The sequence below is a fragment of the Pseudomonas oplopanacis genome (assembly GCF_057128725.1).
Window position 1 is genome coordinate 726,850 of record NZ_JBSKHV010000001.1, and the last position, 17,220, is coordinate 744,069.

The following is a 17,220-nucleotide window of genomic DNA, read 5'->3' on the forward strand; positions in this document are numbered from 1 at the left end:
ATCCTCAGACTACGAGCCGTAGGCGATAGTGTGAAATTAAATTAGTATCGACTACTCAGTTGAAAAACAAATATGAAGAGGTGCGCCATGCTCGATCTTGAATTGCTCAAGACCTTCGTCTGCGTGGTCGATGAAGGCAGCTTCACCCGCGCCGCCGAACGCGTACACCGCACGCAGTCCACCGTCAGCCAGCAGGTGCGCAAACTGGAAGAGCTGGTCGGGCATTCGCTGCTGCTTCGCGACCGGACCGGGCAAAACGTCAACGTCACCGAACACGGCGAACTGCTGATTCACTATGCCCGGCGCTTGCTGGCCTTGTCGTCGGAGGCCGTTGAAGCGCTGTCCAGCGAGCTGGATCTGGAGATCCTGCGGATCGGCGTGCCGGAGGACTTCGATGCGCGGCGCATGGCGTTGATCCTCGCCGGCTTCAACCGCGCTCGGCCAGAAGCCCGACTGGAAACGGTCAGCGGCATGAGCACTGATCTGAAACAGAAACTCGCCTCCGGTGAAATCGACATCGCCCTGATCAAACGCGAACCCGACAGCGGCCCGTGCTGGGCGGCATGGCCCGAGGCATTGGTATGGGTGAAAGGCGTAGACGTGGATTCGGCCCATGGCGTGTTGCCTTTGGCACTGTTCCCGCAGGGGTGCATTTATCGCCAGCGCGCCATTCGATCGCTGGATGTGGCGCAGCGGCCATGGCGGGTTGCGTTTGGCAGCCACAGCTTGACCGGGATTCAGGCGGCAGTGGCGTCGGGGTTGGGGATTTCCGTGTTGCCGGCGTCGGCGGTGTTGCCGGAGCACCAGGTGTGTACCGATTTGCCTGCGTTGCCGCCGACGGAATTGGCGTTGATCAGTCGTGAGGGCGCACTGACCGGGTTGCAGCGCGGACTTGTGGAGTTTTTGCGGGGAGAATTGACGGTCCTGCCGGCCTGAAAAGATTTGTCACGCTTGTAGGGCAGGCATGACCCAAGGCAAGACCCGGATGGCGTTGGAGGCGCTACGCTTACACTTACATCATGACAAGGAATCGAAATGAGTAAGGCAGACGAGCTCGCCACGAAGTTGAAACACACCGGATCCACCCACGCCGATCAGGCGATCGACAGCTGGCCGAGTCAGGTTTACGAGCTGTATCACAAGATCGAGGGTTGGCTGCATCCGTTGACCGAGGTGGGATTGGTCCTGCGGCGTAATCCCACTCATGTGTTCGAGAGCAGTCAGGACGGGGAAACGTTCGACTATGCCATCGACCAACTGCTGATCGAAGGTAATCGCCACACCCTGACGTTCGACCCGGTCGCCCGTTTCACTGTGGATGGCGAGGGACGCGTCGAGGTTCATTCCAAAGGTAAAGAACTCGCCCTGTTGCGCACCGTGGACGAGCACGGCGAGACGCATTGGTGGCTGCAAACGATTGAGCAGTCCGCTGAGCAAGCCGATGCGGTGGCACTGACCGAGCACACCTTGCTGGCGGCGGTGCAAGAAGGATTGGGGCTCTAGACCACCGCCACTTAAGGGGAATGAGCGGTGTCCCCTATTGCACACCCGGCCCCGACGCTACCACCGAACCCGTCGCCGCACGCCAATCCATCGCTGGCACGGGCGCGGGCCGATTCAGCGCCTGCAACACCGGGGCGTCATAACCATACACATCAGGCTTGAACGCCACTCGCCCGTCACTCTCCAGGTCCACCGTCCAATACGCCAACAACACCGGCACTTTCACGGGAAGCCGGATGTTCTCGGTCTTGCCATTGGCCAATTGTTTCTGAATGCCGGCGCTGTTCCATTTCACCGGATCGTTGAACAGCAGCTCCACCAGTTGCAGCGGGTTCTCGACCCGAATGCAGCCCGAACTGGTCGCCCGGACAGTTTTGGCAAACAACTCGCGGTGCGGCGTGTCGTGGAGGTAGATCGCATAGTCGTTGGGGAAGCGGATCACCACCTGGCCCAGCGAGCTGTCAGGCCCCGCATCCTGACGCAGGGTCAGCCCGCGTGCATTGCTCCAGTCAACGGTCGACGGATCGAGCACGTTGCCTTCTCGATCCAGTACGCGTATCCGGTTGGAGGCCAGGTAGCCTGGATTGGCCTGGACTTTTGGTATCACGTCTTCCTTGAGGATCGTCGGCGGCACCGTCCAGGTCGGGTTAAAGGTGATGTAGGTAATTTGCGCCTGAAAAATCGGGGTATTGCGCGCCGTTTTACCCACTTGCACCCGGGAGCGCCAGATCGGTTGGCCATCGCGGTACATCGCCACCTTATAGCCGGCGATATCGACGATAACGAATGTGCCCTGCAGTTTGTAAAGCAGCCAGCGCGCCCGCTCCATGTTCACCCGCACCTGGTCGATGCGCGCCTCGACGGGCACATTCAGAGCCGCCAGGGTCGTCGCCCCCGCCATACCATCCGCGCCAAGGTACTGCTCGGTCTGATACTTCTTCACCGCTGCGGTGACGGCGCCATCGTATTTCGTACCGCGGATCAACCGCGGATCGAGAAAGCCTGCCGCGACCATCCTCGCGCGCAACTGTGCGACAGCGGGCTCGTCCATGCCGGGCTTGAGGGAATGATCAACAACCACTTTCGGCCAGCCACCCCGATCCCGAATGCCGCGCAGTTGAGCCAGGGCCTGACGCAAACTGACGTACACCGCCTCTTGCGGGGGCGCCTGGGCGAAAGCACTCGCCACGTCGTGATTGTCGAGCGCAGCGAAGAAGGCGTTGATGTCGTCACGGGGATCGACGCCGTTCGAATCAAAATTCCAGTGATTGTCCAGCCGTGCCGGGTCGACCTTGCCGCGCCGCAATTGCAGCAGCGCGGTAATAAAGGTGTGAGTGGTGGCGATATCAAACGCTGCACGCTGCTCAGTCGAGGCGGTCAGGGTTTGCACCGAAGGTTGAGTCCGGACAATTTCATCTATACGAAAATCCGCCGGGTTCAAACCGTCGGCCTGGAGGTTGTTCAGGCTTTTGATCAACTGTGCGACATCGCTGTCGTTGGTCCACGCCGCGCGATAGGCGCGATGGGTATAAAAATCCATGACCAGACGACTGACATCCACCCGCCGATAGCGTTTTGAAGTGAGCAAGGGAGGGAATGCGGTTTTCAATGGCGCAAGCGTCGCCTGAATCGTTTGAGCGACGTTGTCGTCCGCTGCGGCATCCATCACGGCGCTCGGCGCAGTTACCGGCTCAATCGGCGAAGTTTCGGCGACCGCTGCACCGCTGATCAGAAAGCCCATAAAAAACATGCGGCTTATGACGAATAACCTTGTTAATTGCACCATGGATAATCCTTAATCTCCCGCATTCACTCGCTAGCTTCCCACGCACTGCTAGACTCGAACTTAACATGATGAGACATCTATATGGCGCTACTACGTTTTGGCCTTCCATTGGCGGCCCTGCTACTGACTGCAATGTCCGTACCGTCAGCCTACGCCGATTCGCTGGCCGCCGCCCTCGTCAAAGCAGCACCCGGTGCCGACGCTAAAGTCATTAACCTGGCCGTCCGCGCTTCACAATGCAGCATCGCTCAAGGCGCAGCCCCTGTCCAAAGGCTTGCGATCATCGACTATTCCCTTCCTTCGACCGAACAACGGTTGTGGGTGTTCGACCTTAAAAAACGCAAGTTGCTGTTCCATGAACTGGTTGCCCACGGTCGAAACAGCGGCGAGAACATGGCCGTCAACTTCTCCAATCAAAACGAAAGCTTCGCCACCAGTCTCGGCTTGTACCGGACACAGTCAAGTTATGTCGGGCAAAACGGTTACTCGCTGCGCATGGAAGGCCTGGAACCGGGTTTCAACGATAACGCCTTTGACCGGGCGATCGTGATTCACGGCGCGCCCTATGTGAATCCAATGCTGGCTCGGGTCAATGGCCGTATCGGTAGAAGTCTCGGCTGCCCGGCAGTCAGGCCGGCGATTGCGCATCGGCTGATTGATTCGATGAAAGATGGGCAGCTGTTGTTCTCTTACTATCCGGATCAGCGCTGGTTGAAAACCTCTTCGTATATCAACTGCGGCAGTGGCACGGTCGCGTCGGCGTCCAAATCCACTGTCCGCAAGTAAATACCGCGCGCCCCTCCCCCTCAGTCTTTTGAAAGGCAGCCCTCGTTAGCCTCGCCGTCAACTCCACGTTGACGGGCCGGGCTCAGCGGCATGCATCCACGATTCAAACCTCTGGATTGTATTTAGTGTTTATTATCCGTTCGGGGACGGCTCTGCGTTAACGCGGGGCTGATGAGAATCCATCAAAAAAGTCCGAGAACAATGAAGAACATAAAAAGCACAATGATGCTCGGTGGTTTGTTCGCTCTATCGTTTGGCGTTCAGGCAGAACCCTCGCATCTGGACAGCGTCATCCAGCAAGGCCAACTTCGCGTATGCACCACGGGTGACTACAAACCCTATACCTCCAAAGCCGAGGACGGCGAATACTCAGGCATCGACATCGCCATGGCCCGCTCACTGGCGGACAGCCTCGGTGCCAAAGTTGAATGGGTGCCAACGACCTGGAAAACCCTGATGCCGGACATGCTGGCGGGTAAATGCGATATCGGCATGGGCGGTATCTCGGTGACCCTGGAACGGCAGAAAAAAGCCTTCTTCAGCACCACGCTGGACGTCGACGGCAAGATCCCGCTAGTGCGTTGCGAAGATCAGGCGCTGTACCAAACCATCGAGCAAATCAACCAGCCTAAAGTGCGACTTGTTGAACCGGCCGGTGGGACGAACGAAGCGTTTGTTCACGCCTTCCTGCCCAAGGCGCAACTGAGCCTTCACGACAACGTGACCATCTTCCAGGAACTGCTGGATAAGAAGGCTGACGTGATGATCACCGATGCTTCGGAAGCGTTGTACCAGCAGAAACTCAAACCCGGTTTGTGCGCAGTGAACCCGAGTCAGTTCATGCAGTACGGGGAAAAAGCTTACCTACTGCCGCGCGACGACATCACCTGGAAGGTGTATGTCGATCAGTGGCTGCACTTGGCCAAGGTGACGGGCAGTTACCAGAAGGTTCTAAGCCAGTGGATAGCAACGCCCGAGACTAAATAAGCCGCTAGTTACCGCCCCCCCCCATATCAGGCAAAACGCAAAACGGCGGAATCACTTCCGCCGTTAGTTAATCGTCGTGCAACAACCCCGAACTGTACTCGCCGAAGCTGTTGCCGAGCGCACTGCCATGGAAATTCATCTTGGTGGCGTTGTTGGTCGGCCCTGGACCAAAACCGGCAGACGGCAAAGTGGCTTCCGAGTATTCGCTGTGGGTGCTTGCCCCCGAACAGGCGCTCAACAGCACTGCACCACCGATTAGCACGACTTTAAAGAGATTCGAGATCATTTTTCAGTTCCCTGTGGGATGGAGGGCGCGGTGATGCGAGGTTGAGTTGTCATCCTAGGCTGCAATTTCGGTGGGAATTATGAAACTTCGCAGGTCGACAGCGTTGGTTCAGGTTGGATGTTTTGGCCGGTTCAACGGTCGCAGAACGTTACAAAGCCAATCGCCTGACGGGTGACCCCATCCAGCCAAATGACATCAGACGTTGCTAGCGGTGCTTTGCTCCATGTGAGCCATGAGCAACGAAGATGGGCAGACCTCGCCCTTACTCTTTTTCGAGACACGATGAATGAAGCAATGGCGAACATGGCTACTCATATTGATGCTGCTGACCTTGACGGGCTGCGCAACGCCACCACCCAAAGACCAGAACAACCTCTGCAATATTTATCGTGAATACCCTGACTGGTATGAAGACTCGCTGAAGATGCAGGAAAAGTGGGGCACGCCTCAACATGTGGCGATGGCAATCATGAAGCAAGAAAGCAGTTTTATTTCCGATGCCTTGCCACCTCGCGACTACCTGTTGTGGGTTATCCCTTGGGGCCGAGTCAGTTCCGCCTACGGTTATGCGCAAGCGCAAGACCCGGTGTGGGGCGAGTACAAAAACGGCACCGGAAATGGCGGCTCGCGTGACAACTTTGACGACGCGATCATGTTCATAGGCTGGTACACAACCGGCACCCAGCGCCAACTCGGAATCTCCAAATGGGACGCTTACAACCAATACCTGGCGTACCACGAGGGCCGTGGGGGCTATCGTAACGGCACCTACCTCGGCAAGCCTTGGCTCATGCAGGTTGCGCGCAAAGTAGAACAACAATCACAGAGTTATAATTCGCAGCTCAAGCTTTGTCGTCAGGCGCTGGAAGATGATCGTAGTTGGTTTTTTTGAATTGGGCACTTGACGAGTGTGTACGAGAAAAGGGGCAGACCTATTTAATTCGTCTGCCCCTTTTAGCACTCAATCAGAATGCCTCAACCGGCTTCTTCGCCGCCTGAATAATCTTGTTAGCCTCTAACCGCGGAAACGAAAACCGAATCAACAACCCCGCATCAGCCCCTTCCCCCGCAAGCACCAACTCAGCAGACCTCGTGTTATCAGGCGAAGCATTCAACGCGCCAATCGCATTCGACTGCCCTTTGGCATTCACACCCTCCAGGAACGTATAGGTCAAATTCCCAGAGGTCAGGCCGACCTGTTCAAAGTTGGCTAACTTCGCGGTCAACTCGTCTTTGCTGCTCACTTTCTTCGCGACTTCGACCACATCCAGCATCGACTTATCATCGGTCATGGAAACCAATGTGAAGGTCTTGGAAAGACCTGCGATGGCCTTGCCATACAAATCCTGATCGAACGGGCTGATCAACGACACCATGATCAACTTGTTACCCGAGAACACCAACGCCACGGTGAATTTCTCTTCGAGGAAGTCGACGTCGTCGATGCACCTTGCCGTCCCGCCGACATCTTCAGAGCAGTCGTAGTAACCCGAGGCTTCGGTGTAGTTCACGAGGGGGGATTGATAGACGTAGTTCTTGAAGAGCTTTTCTTCGGCGGCGGCGCTTTGCGCAAATACAAAAATGCTGGCGGTAACAAAAGCCAGTGATGCAATTTTCTTGAGCATGGGATCCCTTCCTCGAACAGCTTTGTAATTAGTAGCCAGATGCTATCAGTCCGCCTAATAACTGTCTCGCTCAATACCTTTTCCGGCATCCGGAGGATTAACCTCGCACGACTCGCCTCAACCCAACCAGCCCATTCCTGATAAACTCCGGTCTTTCGCCCCACCGATTCCAGACCCCCAATGCCCCCAATCACTGCCGCACCCGCCCCGCTCTCCCGCCGCTTCTCCGTCGCACCGATGATGGACTGGACTGACAGACACTGCCGTTTTTTCCTACGTCTATTGTCGAAAAACGCCCTCCTCTACACCGAAATGGTCACGACCGGCGCGCTGCTCAACGGCGATCACGATCGCTTCCTCCGTCACAACGAAGCCGAACACCCGCTCGCCCTGCAACTCGGTGGCAGTGTCCCGCTGGACCTCGCCGCCTGCGCCCGCATGGCCCAGGAACACGGCTACGACGAGGTGAATCTCAATGTCGGCTGCCCGAGTGACCGGGTGCAGAACAACATGATCGGCGCGTGCCTGATGGGGCATCCGCAGTTGGTGGCCGATTGTGTGAAGGCGATGCGCGATGCGGTGTCGATTCCGGTGACGGTGAAGCACCGCATCGGGATCAACGGACGGGACAGTTACGAGGAGCTCTGCGATTTCGTCGGCACGGTTCGGGATGCCGGGTGCACGAGTTTTACGGTACATGCGCGGATTGCGATTCTGGAGGGGCTGTCGCCGAAGGAGAACCGCGACATTCCGCCCCTGCGTTATGACGTAGCGGCGCAGTTGAAGACGGATTTTCCGGAGCTGGAGATTATTCTCAATGGCGGAATCAAGACGCTGGAGGCCTGCCACGAACATCTGCAGACGTTCGACGGCGTGATGTTGGGCCGCGAGGCCTATCACAATCCTTATGTGATGGCTGAGGTGGATCAGCAACTGTTCGGCAGTACGGCGCCGGTGATCAGCCGCGCCGAGGCGCTGGCACAGTTACGGCCTTACATTGCCGCGCACATTGATGCGGGTGGCTCGATGCACCATATCACCCGGCATGTTCTCGGATTGGGCACTGGGTTTCCGGGGGCGCGCAAGTTTCGGCAGTTGTTGTCGGTGGACATTCACAAGGCTAAAGAGCCTTTGGCGTTGCTGGATCAGGCAGCGGAGTTACTTGAGGGGCGCTAACGGTTAGCGATTGGCGAGTGAAGCAACCAGGCTGGATTTCCCGCAGCCTGGTGTATGTGTCAGAGCGCTGCTGCCTCAGTCCAGTTGACCCAGCCAAATGCCCAGGTTGCCAGGATCAACAAACCAAATACGATCCGGTACCAGGCGAATACGGCGTAACTGTGGTTGGCGATGAACTTGAGCAAGCCGCGCACAGCGATCATGGCGAACAAGAACGCCGTGATAAAACCCAGGGCAAACACTGGCAGGTCGTCGGCCTGGAACAGGTCTCGATACTTGTAGCCTGAGTAGACCGCGGCACCGACCATGGTCGGCATGGCCAGGAAGAACGAAAACTCGGTAGCGGCCTTGCGCGACAGACCAAACAGCAGCCCACCGATAATGGTCGATCCAGAGCGTGAGGTGCCCGGAATCATTGCCAGGCACTGTGCGAAGCCGACCTTCAGGGCGTCGGTCCAGCGCATATCATCAACATTGTCGACATACACCACATGTTCACGCCGCTCTGCCCACAACATGATAAAGCCACCCACGACCAATGCCACTGCCACGGTGATGGGATTAAACAGATATTCATGGATCTTATCGGCGAACAAAACGCCCAAGACAACGGCCGGCATAAAACCGATGAGCAAGTTCAAAGTAAAACGTTGTGCATTACGTTGAGTTGGCAGGCCCGTGACGATCTCGAGGATTTTCCGACGAAACTCCCAGACAACCGCCAGGATTGCACCCAGTTGAATGATGATATTGAAGGCCATCGCCCGCTGACCGCCGAAGTCGAGCAAGTCCGCAACAATAATCTGATGCCCTGTACTTGATATTGGCAAAAACTCTGTCAGCCCTTCGACCACACCTAAAATCAATACCGACACAGTAGTCCAAAAATCCATCAATCCTCCCCATCGACAAAAACACATCCACTGACGTGCTTTTAATGCATCGCTAAAGAGAAATTAAAACGCATTCAGCTGCGCATTAAAACCCTATGTTAATTATTGTCCACCACTACAACTAACAACCCTGATGTTATACAGAGATCAATGCTAGTTAGTTCAGCACCAAAGAAAGCTCAAACTGACATGTCAAGTAACCCAGTGCTGATCATTCATAACACTCACCCACAAAGTCACTCAGCGACTGCGTTAACCGGCAGCACAGCGTATCGAGCTGGAAAGGCGGGACAACAAACCAAGCGATGGCACAATGACACTCTTTTGCCAGCCACCATCAATCAGACAGGAGCGCAATGATTCCTAACAAATTAACCAGCAATGTTAAAAAAAATGTGATGCCAGTGAGAAAATCCCATGAAATGTTACCAATTGTCAGTCACGGATGAGAATCAGTGCTTTAACATCCAAATGTCAGCACCCAGCCGAGTCAAAGCATGATGCTTACAGGGAAAATAACGACTACCAGCCACAGTCACGCGAAGGAGGTGACCGGTATTCTCACCATTGGGCGGACCCAAACATTAGTGGAGGGCTTTAAGACTTTAGTAGCAAGCCACGTCCCGAATGATATACCTGTTGATACAATGTGCTACAGCAACTCTTTCAGAAAAAATCAAGACTCTCATTCGTACCGAGCAGTCTTCATTGTCATTGACAGCCCTCAGGCGTTTGTTGAAAGCCTTGCCCTCGTTGAAAATATGCGTGCTGACAACCATGCACTCATTATTTTTGTAGCGATCACCGGTAGAGGCACCTATAACAAGATGAAATATTATCTTGCCGGGGCCGACTATTGTATTAAGTTTGGTACTTTGACTGACGAAAACTCGGACGTGCTTTCCGAGTTTTTTAATAGCGCGGAATGGCAGAAGCAGCACAATTTGCTCCTGGACCCCACTCGCATGTGCCTGATTGGAGACTATAAAAGACTGGATGTATCGTTTCCGGAAATGAAGATTCTAGAAGCATTTTCCGGCACAAAAAACCAAATATTGAGCCACGATGAAATCGCCAGAATCATGGGGCTTAATATTAATTTTTATGACCCAAGGGCCTTGGAAAAGTCTATCAGCCGCCTTCGCGGAAAGATAAAAGGGCTGTATGGCACGAATGCCATTCAAAGTATTCGTGGTCATGGATATCGTTTAATCAGGGGTCTGATCTCGACCGCCTGATGATTAGTATGCAAGGGAGTTATTGCAGTATGAACGCAACGGGGAGCGCGTCTCACATCTATCGTGCGAGTCATTATTTGTCTCGACAATTGATCCTCACTCGCGATGACTGCCCATTTGGCAGCGAGATCAGAATACAGTTTGACGACAGTCAAGCTCCGCCCGCTCGTGCCTCCTGCGCGCCACCGATGCAGCAGATGAGTGGCATCTACAGTGAGGTACTGATGCAGACCCGACTGATTGCCCTTTCGCTAAAAGACCGCAACGTCTCCAGCGAAAATAAATACCTGAGCCGACGATTTGTTTGCGTAGGGCAATCAGATCTCGCCAGTCCTGCACTCACCGAAGAGTTGATCCAGTGCAACGATGCGCTGAGCAATTTTGGCCAGACACTGGCTGTCGCTCTTAATGAACTGCCTCTTTCGGCGGTGAGTTTCATCGACAAGAAGAAAATCCTCAACAACATCTATTTATTGAAAGATCATGGGATAGAAATCGCTTTCGACGGTTATGACATCCACGACGAAAGTATCGAGATCTTTACCACCCTGAATCTATTCGACTATATAAAGATCCCCCTTTCAACCCTAGACTTTGACCTTAAACAAACTGGCAATCCTGAGTTATTCAATCGACTCCATGAACGCATGACCATGCTGACTCACACCACCAAAGTCGCCTTTATAGCCGACAGAGTCGAGCAAGCTGCCAGTCATATACTGGCACGCGCGTTGCCCTTTGATTACTTCCAAGGGAGCCATTACTCCCCTGCCGACATCCTTTTGAATTAAACCGAAAGTACACTTCAGGAGAGAAGACATGGAAAGCAGCACAACCCTCCCCAGAAAATATTTTGTCGTCGTTACTCACAGCTCGGCATTACAACTTGAGCTTGAAGAGTTGCTGTCGAACGAGCGATACAACTCATTTGGCACCGCACAGGCAAAAATGTTTGTCGAAGGTGTTTCCCCACCCTCTTCAGCCCCTAAACTCATGGAGTTTTTCTCCCCTCACCTGGACAGCATTGTTCCGTCTGTTATCAAACGTGATACACAGCGTATGCTGTCGTCTTTCGAATCCGAGTGGCGAACAGCCCAGCCCGACACGCGGTTCAGTAACAGCAACTCTCATATAGCTGAAGCCTCGGACGCCATGTATAGGGCGGCCAAACCACTCAACTCCCATACAGAGGCCTGGCGGCTGAGCAACAGCAACGGTGCATTGATCAAAGATGACATCGAGGTTGTCTTGACTGGCCTTGAGGCCACGCTGGTCAAAAAAATGCTCAACCATGAGGATCGTGTCGTCAGCAAAGATGATCTTATTCGGAGCATCGGCAGAGAGCCCGAACATTATCGCGGTCTCGAAATGTGCCTTAGCCGACTACAGGAAAAGTTTAAAAATGCCAGTAATGGCGAACGCCTGTTCCGAGCGGTCAGGAATCGAGGTTATTGCCTGATACAAAACATCATTCGAGGAAAAAGCCTCACCTGAACAAACGCAATGATCCTGCGGTAGTGCATTACAAAAATAAGAAAGCACACTATTTCACACTTCCCCCTGCGCCCTCGCCGCTCAAACACCCCCTCCCAGAAACACCTCACCACCCAACTTACATTTATCGACTATTTCTAACACCACGCCCATCAACATTAACAACCAATGGCACTAACCCCCCGTTAGAAGTCGTCAGACAGCCCACATCTCAATAAATTAATCTATTCACTGGCGAGCGCACCGCATAGTGGCATTTCGCTCACCAATGCTTTGCCATCTTATAAAAATAATAACGTTTGCTTCATAAACTTTGGCTGTTGTCTGTCGACGCGCGAATGGACGTATTTTGGGGATATCGCATGGTTAACAATCTTCGTATCAATCGAAATACCCACCTCAAAGGATTGACCTTCTGGGGACAGTGGGCATTGGGTCAGGGCTTTGTAGTTGCCCTGTTGTTTTCATTGGTTTATTACCACACCGGAACGGTAGAGTTCTATTATCGAGTCTGCGCAATTCTTACTGTGCTTGCTTCGGTTCCCGCCTATACATGGTGCGGTGTCTATGCAAAGAAAGATAACTATCTGACGGGCTTGGGACGTTTGTTCATGGGTTGGTCAATGACATTGGCCGCGTTAGCCTGTGTGGCGTTTATCTGTAAGGCTGACGAACTGTTTTCTCGTCAACTTATCCTGGTATGGGCCGCCTGCGGCTACATCGGGCAAGCGCTGTTGTACATTCCGCTGCACGGGTTCTCGCAATACTATCAGCGGTCGCTTCAAAGCGAGCACAAGACCCTGATCGTAGGTACTGGCGAGTTGGCATTGGGATTGGCCCGCAAACTGCGCAGCCTGGAGCATTTCCCGCTGGTGGGCCTGGTCAGCACGGACACCACGCTTCCGCCCGCGCCGGGTTCACCGCGTATCGTGGGCCCGCAGGAGCAACTGCTGGAGTTGATCGAAGCCCATGACATCCGACGTTTGTACATTACGCTGCCCCTGAGTGAAGCGGCAAAAATCGAGGCCATGTATATCGATTTGTTGGGTGCCAACGTAGACGTGGTCTGGGTGCCAGACTTGAACAGTCTGACGCTGCTCAATCACTCAGTAAGAGTCGTGGACGGCTTGCCGGCGATCTACCTGAATGAAAGCCCGTTGACCAGTCAGCCCACCGCTGCACTGAGTAAAAGCCTGCTGGAAAAGAGCGTGGCGTTGTTGGCCATTGTCCTTCTAAGCCCACTGCTGTTGATCATTGCCTTGGCGGTGAAACTCAATTCGCCAGGCCCGGTGTTCTTCAAGCAGGACCGGCACGGCTGGAATGGCAAGGTGATCCAAGTCTGGAAGTTTCGCTCGATGCGCGTGCACGATGATCATGAGGTCAAGCAGGCCAGTCGTAACGATTCGCGGATTACCCCGGTTGGGCGTTTTATCCGTCGCACTTCGCTCGATGAACTGCCGCAACTGATCAATGTGCTGCAAGGCCACATGGCGTTGGTCGGACCCCGTCCGCACGCCGTTGCACACAACAACTACTACTCCGGGAAGATCCTCGCCTACATGGCCCGTCACAGAATCAAACCGGGGATTACCGGGCTGGCTCAAATCAACGGTTGCCGCGGCGAAACGGACACCCTGGACAAGATGCAGAAACGCGTAGAGATCGACCTTAAGTACATCAATAACTGGTCGTTGTGGCTGGACCTGAAGATCCTGGTGAAGACTCCCTTCACCTTGCTGTCCAAAGACATTTACTGATGGCTTGAAAGTCGGACACAAGCAACACGACAAGGGGACGCAAGTCCCCTTTTTCATGGGCCTCTTTCAGGTAGCAATGCTGATTCAAGAGCGGGATAGCGCAGAGAACTCCGCGCCAGGTCTTGCAGTTGATACGGTGCGATCTACAGCGTCAGTTGCGCAGTAGATCGCCCGCCTTTCACTCGGTGATCTTGTCGAAGTTGCGATAGAACAGGTCGGTGTCACGGCTCTCGGTCATGGCGTGCAGCGAGTAGCTGCGATTGAGCCGTGCACCACCGTCCCGGGTCAGCGGTGACCAGACGATATTGGCGCGACGCATCGTCGACATACTCATCATTTCGTCGAACGGAATGGAAATGTAAATACCCTTGTCGAAACTGCCTTCGCCATATTCCGCGCTGGTTGCGGTGGTCATCGTGGCCCAGGCCCCGAATTTCACACCATTGTTGAACTGCCGTGATAAGTCGAGTGTGGCGCCCCAATCCCGCGCCAGATAACGGCCGACGCTGACAGCCGCCTGAGCTTCGAAAGGCAGGTCGGTATAACCGGTGATATGGCCGGTAACGGTCGAGTAATCCCGCAGGCCAAAACCTTGGTCAAACTCGCGCTGACGCACGTAGTTCAAGTCCGCGCCGACAGACCAGCCCTCTCCCATTGGACGGAACAGCACCTCACCGCCAACACCGGCAAACATCGATTCCAGGTAGCCACCGTAGACCATGCCATACAGATCTTTATCCAACTGCTCGGCATGACTGAGCTGGAACATCGGCATCGTCACATCCGAGGTCGTCAGGTACTTGCGTAGGTCCGTCCGCACCCGGGGCAAGCCACTCGGCGCGTCGTAGGTGAAATTGTCGTAATTGTTCACCAGATTGGCACTGAGTAGGCCGCTCCACCAGGTATTGCGCGTGAAGCGGTACTCGGCGTCTGCATCGGCAGTCAATTGATAGAGCAAACCATCAGGGCCACCGACGTTCTGTTTGTAACCCAGCCCAAGCCCATAGTTGAAAGGTTTGAGCGTCCCGGTATAGAGCGTGGTCTCCCGGTGCGGCACCGGCGCATTGACCTCGGTTGTACGGTGCAGGCTTCGAAGCGGCTCTTCATTGTTGACCACTTCGCGAAAGGTTTCGCGAGGCACACTGGTTTCATCCAGCGGCATGTCGTAGCGCTTGTTTACCAAAGTAAACCAGTCGATATCGTCATTGACGCTGTTGTCCAGAATCCGGCTGGCGCGGCCGACCGCTTTTGCCGAATAGAAATAAGTCGACTGCTCGCCGTACACCAATAATTCTGAGCCGCGCTGGGCAATACGCTCAACGTTGTAGCCTGCGTTTTGCTGCAGTCGTTGGGAGACATTGGCCCAGTTGACCTGATCCGGCGCGGTGGTCGGTGCATGCGCCGGCAGACGCTCCGAGGGTGGATCGTAGGTCTTGGCGGGTGCCTTGCGGCTGACGAAGTTGGTGTGCAGGGTGATGCCGAACATGGCGGTATTGCCGCGTTCCCAGCCAGCGCTGAGATCAACCGAATCGGTCAACTTGAACACCGCGCCGATGTTCACCGGCGAGTCCTGCTTGATCTGGTTGTCCTTCGGCTCATTCTTGTAGTCGTTGCCTTCGTACTCGAGTTTCAGGCTGAGCGGCTCCCAGGGTGTCTGGTAGGTCACGCCGCCGAACAACGAAGGTCGTCCACGGAAGTAGGCGTTGGTATTGACGTCGCCGGTGCCCTCGCTGGCTGGCCGGGTCTTGAAGCGATCATCCACCCAGCCCAACGGGTTATCGAAATCGCCGCGATTACCCAGGTAACCCCAGGCAACCCCTGCGCTGAAATCGAAGTCGTCATAGCGCTTGTTGGCGACTACGAACTCGCTGGAGAACAGACCCGTACCACCGATGTCGCGAAACCCCACGGCCAACTCGGGCGCCCAGTGGCTTTCTTGCCACAGGCGCAGCTTGAGGTCCACGGCCTTGTCTTTATAGCTCTGGTCGCCACTCAGGGACTCGGGGCCATATTTGCGGTTGGTGATCGCGGTATAGCGAAACGAGCCTTCCAGCCACTCAAAGGGCTGCAAGGACACGCTGTAGCGGCTATAGGGGCTGGTTCGGCTGGCATTTACGCTCAGCTCACCGGCCGGCGCCATTCGGGCCGTCGGCGTCTGCATCAAGCCCACGCCGCCGAAATCATTCTGGGTAAATCGCGGCTCTCCATGAGCCAGACCACAAGGCAACAACAGTACTGCAGCAAAACGTAAATTCAAGGAACCACCCCAGCCAGTTGTGTGGCAAGAAATTCGGCCAACTGCTGATTCAGTTCAGGTATAGGCGGACTAAGATCATCGTTTTTGACAGGGACCAGGATTTTGCTGCCAGCCGCAGGCACCTGCCCGCTCTCGCGATTCCACGGCGCAATACCAACCCGGCGAGTGACGCCATCGGGCTGAATGATCCACAGGTAATCGGCTTCAGCATCGGCCAGCGGCGAACACCCTTGCAGGTAATCACGCGCCTCCTGCATCGCGCGATACGCGAGCCGGCACGGTTCCGCCACAGCGCCCAGCACTTCAACCACATCGGAGCGCATCGGGTAGATCAGGCTGTCGCCGTCAGCTACGCGGAAATTAAGCGCGAACCCGACCTCGACCGAAACCGGGTCCAGCACGGCCACCTGGCGCCCCGTGACAGGCCAATGGCTGACTTGCTCGTACAACCGCAACGCCAGCGCCGCCCGGCTCGGTCGATCCAGGAGCAACGCGGTACGCTGCAGCACTTTCAAATCGAACAAGACGCCGGCTTTAAGCCGCGTCTGCTCTTCGAGCAAGGGCCTTCGCAGCCAGGCCGCCGCCAGCCAATAGCCTTCAGGATTAGGTTGCGCGACGCGCATCACATCCAGCACACGAGCACCGGGTTGCAGTTCCACCAACCCCGGATTTCGCACATCGCCACTGACGGAAACTGCTGCGCTCACACCGCTGGAGATCAACCACAGGCACGTCCATAACACCTTGGGAAACTTCAACGGACAGTCCTGCGTTCAGAGGTCAGCTGAACGATCGTTACCCTGAGTTGCGCAGTCAGTTGCTGCTCGCTCTGCAGGATGAAACCGTTCTGCGGATTGACCCAGTAATGATTAGTTGCGTGCAGACCAATAGCCGGTGCATCAATACGTTCATCGACACGCATCACAGCGTATTCCTTGTCCAGAATCCTGATGGTTTCCATGGGGTGTCGCGTGAAGCGACTGTTCACGGCAACCCCCACTTCATAGCCGTGATAGAGATCGATCCAGCGCTGGCTGGTGTAGCCATCGGGCAGTGAATGCAGCCCTTGCTTGAACGGCGAGACTGCTGCAAAACGGGTCCCGTCCAGATCCCCGTCGAAGCCCAGTCCGACACTGCGAACGGCCAGGCCATCGCGCAACAACAGCACCTGCTTGCCGGACGCGACCCAGTACTGCAAGTCACCGCGTTCACGCACCATCGCCAACACCCCTACGCCGGAAGGGGTGGTCAGTTTGAGTTGGGGGTAGCGAACTTCGGCGACTTGCGCCGGGGTCAATTCCAGGTCATCAGGCCCGCCGGCCACGGCTTTGAAGTTCGCCAGCGTGGCCTTCATCAGCGGGTTACATCCACACAACAGCAAGGCCGCCATCAAGCAGACGCTAACTTTCAACGTTCTCACAGTTGGACCAGA

17 protein-coding genes are annotated in these 17,220 nt (G+C 55.2%); 10 read left to right on the forward strand and 7 right to left on the reverse strand.

Annotation, left to right across the window (positions count from 1 at the left end):
* The first annotated feature begins 87 nt into the window (after positions 1-87).
* Positions 88-936 (forward strand): LysR substrate-binding domain-containing protein, encoded by an 849-nt coding sequence (locus ACWKV5_RS03510; RefSeq protein WP_483840183.1) that lies wholly within the window; start codon positions 88-90, stop codon positions 934-936.
* A gap of 99 nt (positions 937-1,035) precedes the next feature.
* Positions 1,036-1,503, forward strand: coding sequence for a hypothetical protein (locus ACWKV5_RS03515; protein WP_483840184.1), 468 nt, complete (start codon positions 1,036-1,038; stop codon positions 1,501-1,503).
* 34 nt (positions 1,504-1,537) lie between these two features.
* On the opposite strand, the gene ACWKV5_RS03520 is transcribed toward ACWKV5_RS03515, so the two are convergent.
* Positions 1,538-3,289, reverse strand: a complete 1,752-nt coding sequence (locus ACWKV5_RS03520) for a L,D-transpeptidase family protein (RefSeq protein WP_483840185.1) — start codon at positions 3,287-3,289, stop codon at positions 1,538-1,540.
* Between the two features lie 81 nt (positions 3,290-3,370).
* On the opposite strand from ACWKV5_RS03520, the gene ACWKV5_RS03525 reads away from it, so the two are divergent.
* Both ACWKV5_RS03525 and ACWKV5_RS03530 read left to right on the forward strand, forming a co-directional pair.
* Positions 3,371-4,075, forward strand: coding sequence for a murein L,D-transpeptidase catalytic domain family protein (locus ACWKV5_RS03525; RefSeq protein WP_483840186.1), 705 nt, complete (start codon positions 3,371-3,373; stop codon positions 4,073-4,075).
* Between the two features lie 201 nt (positions 4,076-4,276).
* A complete protein-coding gene (locus ACWKV5_RS03530; protein ID WP_483840187.1) occupies positions 4,277-5,062 on the forward strand; it encodes a transporter substrate-binding domain-containing protein in 786 nt (261 codons plus the stop codon).
* 67 nt (positions 5,063-5,129) lie between these two features.
* On the opposite strand, the gene ACWKV5_RS03535 is transcribed toward ACWKV5_RS03530, so the two are convergent.
* Positions 5,130-5,348 carry a hypothetical protein gene (locus ACWKV5_RS03535; RefSeq protein WP_483840188.1) on the reverse strand — a complete coding sequence of 73 codons (219 nt, stop codon included), beginning with the start codon at positions 5,346-5,348 and terminating at the stop codon, positions 5,130-5,132.
* A 286-nt stretch (positions 5,349-5,634) separates the two neighbouring features.
* Between ACWKV5_RS03535 and ACWKV5_RS03540 the strand changes: the two genes are divergently transcribed.
* On the forward strand, positions 5,635-6,240 hold the full coding sequence (locus ACWKV5_RS03540) for a transglycosylase SLT domain-containing protein (RefSeq protein WP_483840189.1): 606 nt from the start codon (positions 5,635-5,637) through the stop codon (positions 6,238-6,240).
* 73 nt (positions 6,241-6,313) lie between these two features.
* Here ACWKV5_RS03540 and ACWKV5_RS03545 read toward each other — a convergent pair whose 3' ends face one another.
* Entirely contained in the window at positions 6,314-6,973 is a 660-nt protein-coding gene (locus ACWKV5_RS03545) for a hypothetical protein (protein ID WP_483840190.1), read from the reverse strand.
* 180 nt (positions 6,974-7,153) lie between these two features.
* Here ACWKV5_RS03545 and dusA point away from each other — a divergent pair, with 180 nt between their 5' ends.
* A complete protein-coding gene (gene dusA, locus ACWKV5_RS03550) occupies positions 7,154-8,149 on the forward strand; it encodes a tRNA dihydrouridine(20/20a) synthase DusA (RefSeq protein ID WP_483840191.1) in 996 nt (331 codons plus the stop codon).
* Positions 8,150-8,208: 59 nt separating this feature from the next.
* Here dusA and ACWKV5_RS03555 read toward each other — a convergent pair whose 3' ends face one another.
* Positions 8,209-9,042, reverse strand: a complete 834-nt coding sequence (locus tag ACWKV5_RS03555) for an undecaprenyl-diphosphate phosphatase (protein WP_483840192.1) — start codon at positions 9,040-9,042, stop codon at positions 8,209-8,211.
* 497 nt (positions 9,043-9,539) lie between these two features.
* Here ACWKV5_RS03555 and ACWKV5_RS03560 point away from each other — a divergent pair, with 497 nt between their 5' ends.
* From ACWKV5_RS03560 to ACWKV5_RS03575, 4 genes are all read left to right on the forward strand, one after another.
* Complete coding sequence (locus tag ACWKV5_RS03560) at positions 9,540-10,280, forward strand: winged helix-turn-helix domain-containing protein (RefSeq protein ID WP_483840193.1); 741 nt, start codon at positions 9,540-9,542, stop codon at positions 10,278-10,280.
* 29 nt (positions 10,281-10,309) lie between these two features.
* Positions 10,310-11,071, forward strand: a complete 762-nt coding sequence (locus ACWKV5_RS03565) for an EAL domain-containing protein (RefSeq protein WP_483840194.1) — start codon at positions 10,310-10,312, stop codon at positions 11,069-11,071.
* A gap of 28 nt (positions 11,072-11,099) precedes the next feature.
* Positions 11,100-11,774 carry a winged helix-turn-helix domain-containing protein gene (locus ACWKV5_RS03570; protein WP_483840195.1) on the forward strand — a complete coding sequence of 225 codons (675 nt, stop codon included), beginning with the start codon at positions 11,100-11,102 and terminating at the stop codon, positions 11,772-11,774.
* Between the two features lie 362 nt (positions 11,775-12,136).
* Positions 12,137-13,531 (forward strand): undecaprenyl-phosphate glucose phosphotransferase, encoded by a 1,395-nt coding sequence (locus tag ACWKV5_RS03575; protein ID WP_483840196.1) that lies wholly within the window; start codon positions 12,137-12,139, stop codon positions 13,529-13,531.
* A gap of 178 nt (positions 13,532-13,709) precedes the next feature.
* Here the strand turns inward: ACWKV5_RS03575 and ACWKV5_RS03580 are convergent, their stop codons facing one another.
* From ACWKV5_RS03580 to ACWKV5_RS03590, 3 genes are read right to left on the reverse strand one after another with little or no spacing between them, the layout of a single operon-like run.
* Entirely contained in the window at positions 13,710-15,788 is a 2,079-nt protein-coding gene (locus tag ACWKV5_RS03580) for a YjbH domain-containing protein (RefSeq protein ID WP_483840197.1), read from the reverse strand.
* Entirely contained in the window at positions 15,785-16,546 is a 762-nt protein-coding gene (locus ACWKV5_RS03585) for a capsule biosynthesis GfcC family protein (RefSeq protein WP_483840198.1), read from the reverse strand. The genes ACWKV5_RS03580 and ACWKV5_RS03585 overlap by 4 nt, the downstream gene beginning before the upstream one ends.
* The gene (locus ACWKV5_RS03590; protein WP_483840199.1) at positions 16,543-17,208 is read right to left on the reverse strand and encodes a YjbF family lipoprotein; all 666 of its coding nucleotides are present in this window, start codon (positions 17,206-17,208) and stop codon (positions 16,543-16,545) included. Before ACWKV5_RS03590 ends, ACWKV5_RS03585 begins: the two co-directional genes overlap by 4 nt.
* Between the last annotated feature and the right edge of the window lie 12 nt (positions 17,209-17,220).

What these genes read in the sequence shown, in the direction of transcription:
- ACWKV5_RS03555 (WP_483840192.1), bottom strand. Translation starts at nt 9,042, where the DNA reads ATGGATTTTTGGACTACTGTGTCGGTATTGATTTTAGGTGTGGTCGAA.
- ACWKV5_RS03535 (WP_483840188.1), bottom strand. Translation starts at nt 5,348, where the DNA reads ATGATCTCGAATCTCTTTAAAGTCGTGCTAATCGGTGGTGCAGTGCTG.
- ACWKV5_RS03510 (WP_483840183.1), top strand. Translation starts at nt 88, where the DNA reads ATGCTCGATCTTGAATTGCTCAAGACCTTCGTCTGCGTGGTCGATGAA.
- ACWKV5_RS03575 (WP_483840196.1), top strand. Translation starts at nt 12,137, where the DNA reads ATGGTTAACAATCTTCGTATCAATCGAAATACCCACCTCAAAGGATTG.
- ACWKV5_RS03530 (WP_483840187.1), top strand. Translation starts at nt 4,277, where the DNA reads ATGAAGAACATAAAAAGCACAATGATGCTCGGTGGTTTGTTCGCTCTA.
- ACWKV5_RS03560 (WP_483840193.1), top strand. Translation starts at nt 9,540, where the DNA reads ATGATGCTTACAGGGAAAATAACGACTACCAGCCACAGTCACGCGAAG.
- ACWKV5_RS03540 (WP_483840189.1), top strand. Translation starts at nt 5,635, where the DNA reads ATGAAGCAATGGCGAACATGGCTACTCATATTGATGCTGCTGACCTTG.
- ACWKV5_RS03525 (WP_483840186.1), top strand. Translation starts at nt 3,371, where the DNA reads ATGGCGCTACTACGTTTTGGCCTTCCATTGGCGGCCCTGCTACTGACT.
- dusA (WP_483840191.1), top strand. Translation starts at nt 7,154, where the DNA reads ATGCCCCCAATCACTGCCGCACCCGCCCCGCTCTCCCGCCGCTTCTCC.
- ACWKV5_RS03515 (WP_483840184.1), top strand. Translation starts at nt 1,036, where the DNA reads ATGAGTAAGGCAGACGAGCTCGCCACGAAGTTGAAACACACCGGATCC.
- ACWKV5_RS03565 (WP_483840194.1), top strand. Translation starts at nt 10,310, where the DNA reads ATGAACGCAACGGGGAGCGCGTCTCACATCTATCGTGCGAGTCATTAT.
- ACWKV5_RS03570 (WP_483840195.1), top strand. Translation starts at nt 11,100, where the DNA reads ATGGAAAGCAGCACAACCCTCCCCAGAAAATATTTTGTCGTCGTTACT.
- ACWKV5_RS03545 (WP_483840190.1), bottom strand. Translation starts at nt 6,973, where the DNA reads ATGCTCAAGAAAATTGCATCACTGGCTTTTGTTACCGCCAGCATTTTT.
- ACWKV5_RS03520 (WP_483840185.1), bottom strand. Translation starts at nt 3,289, where the DNA reads ATGGTGCAATTAACAAGGTTATTCGTCATAAGCCGCATGTTTTTTATG.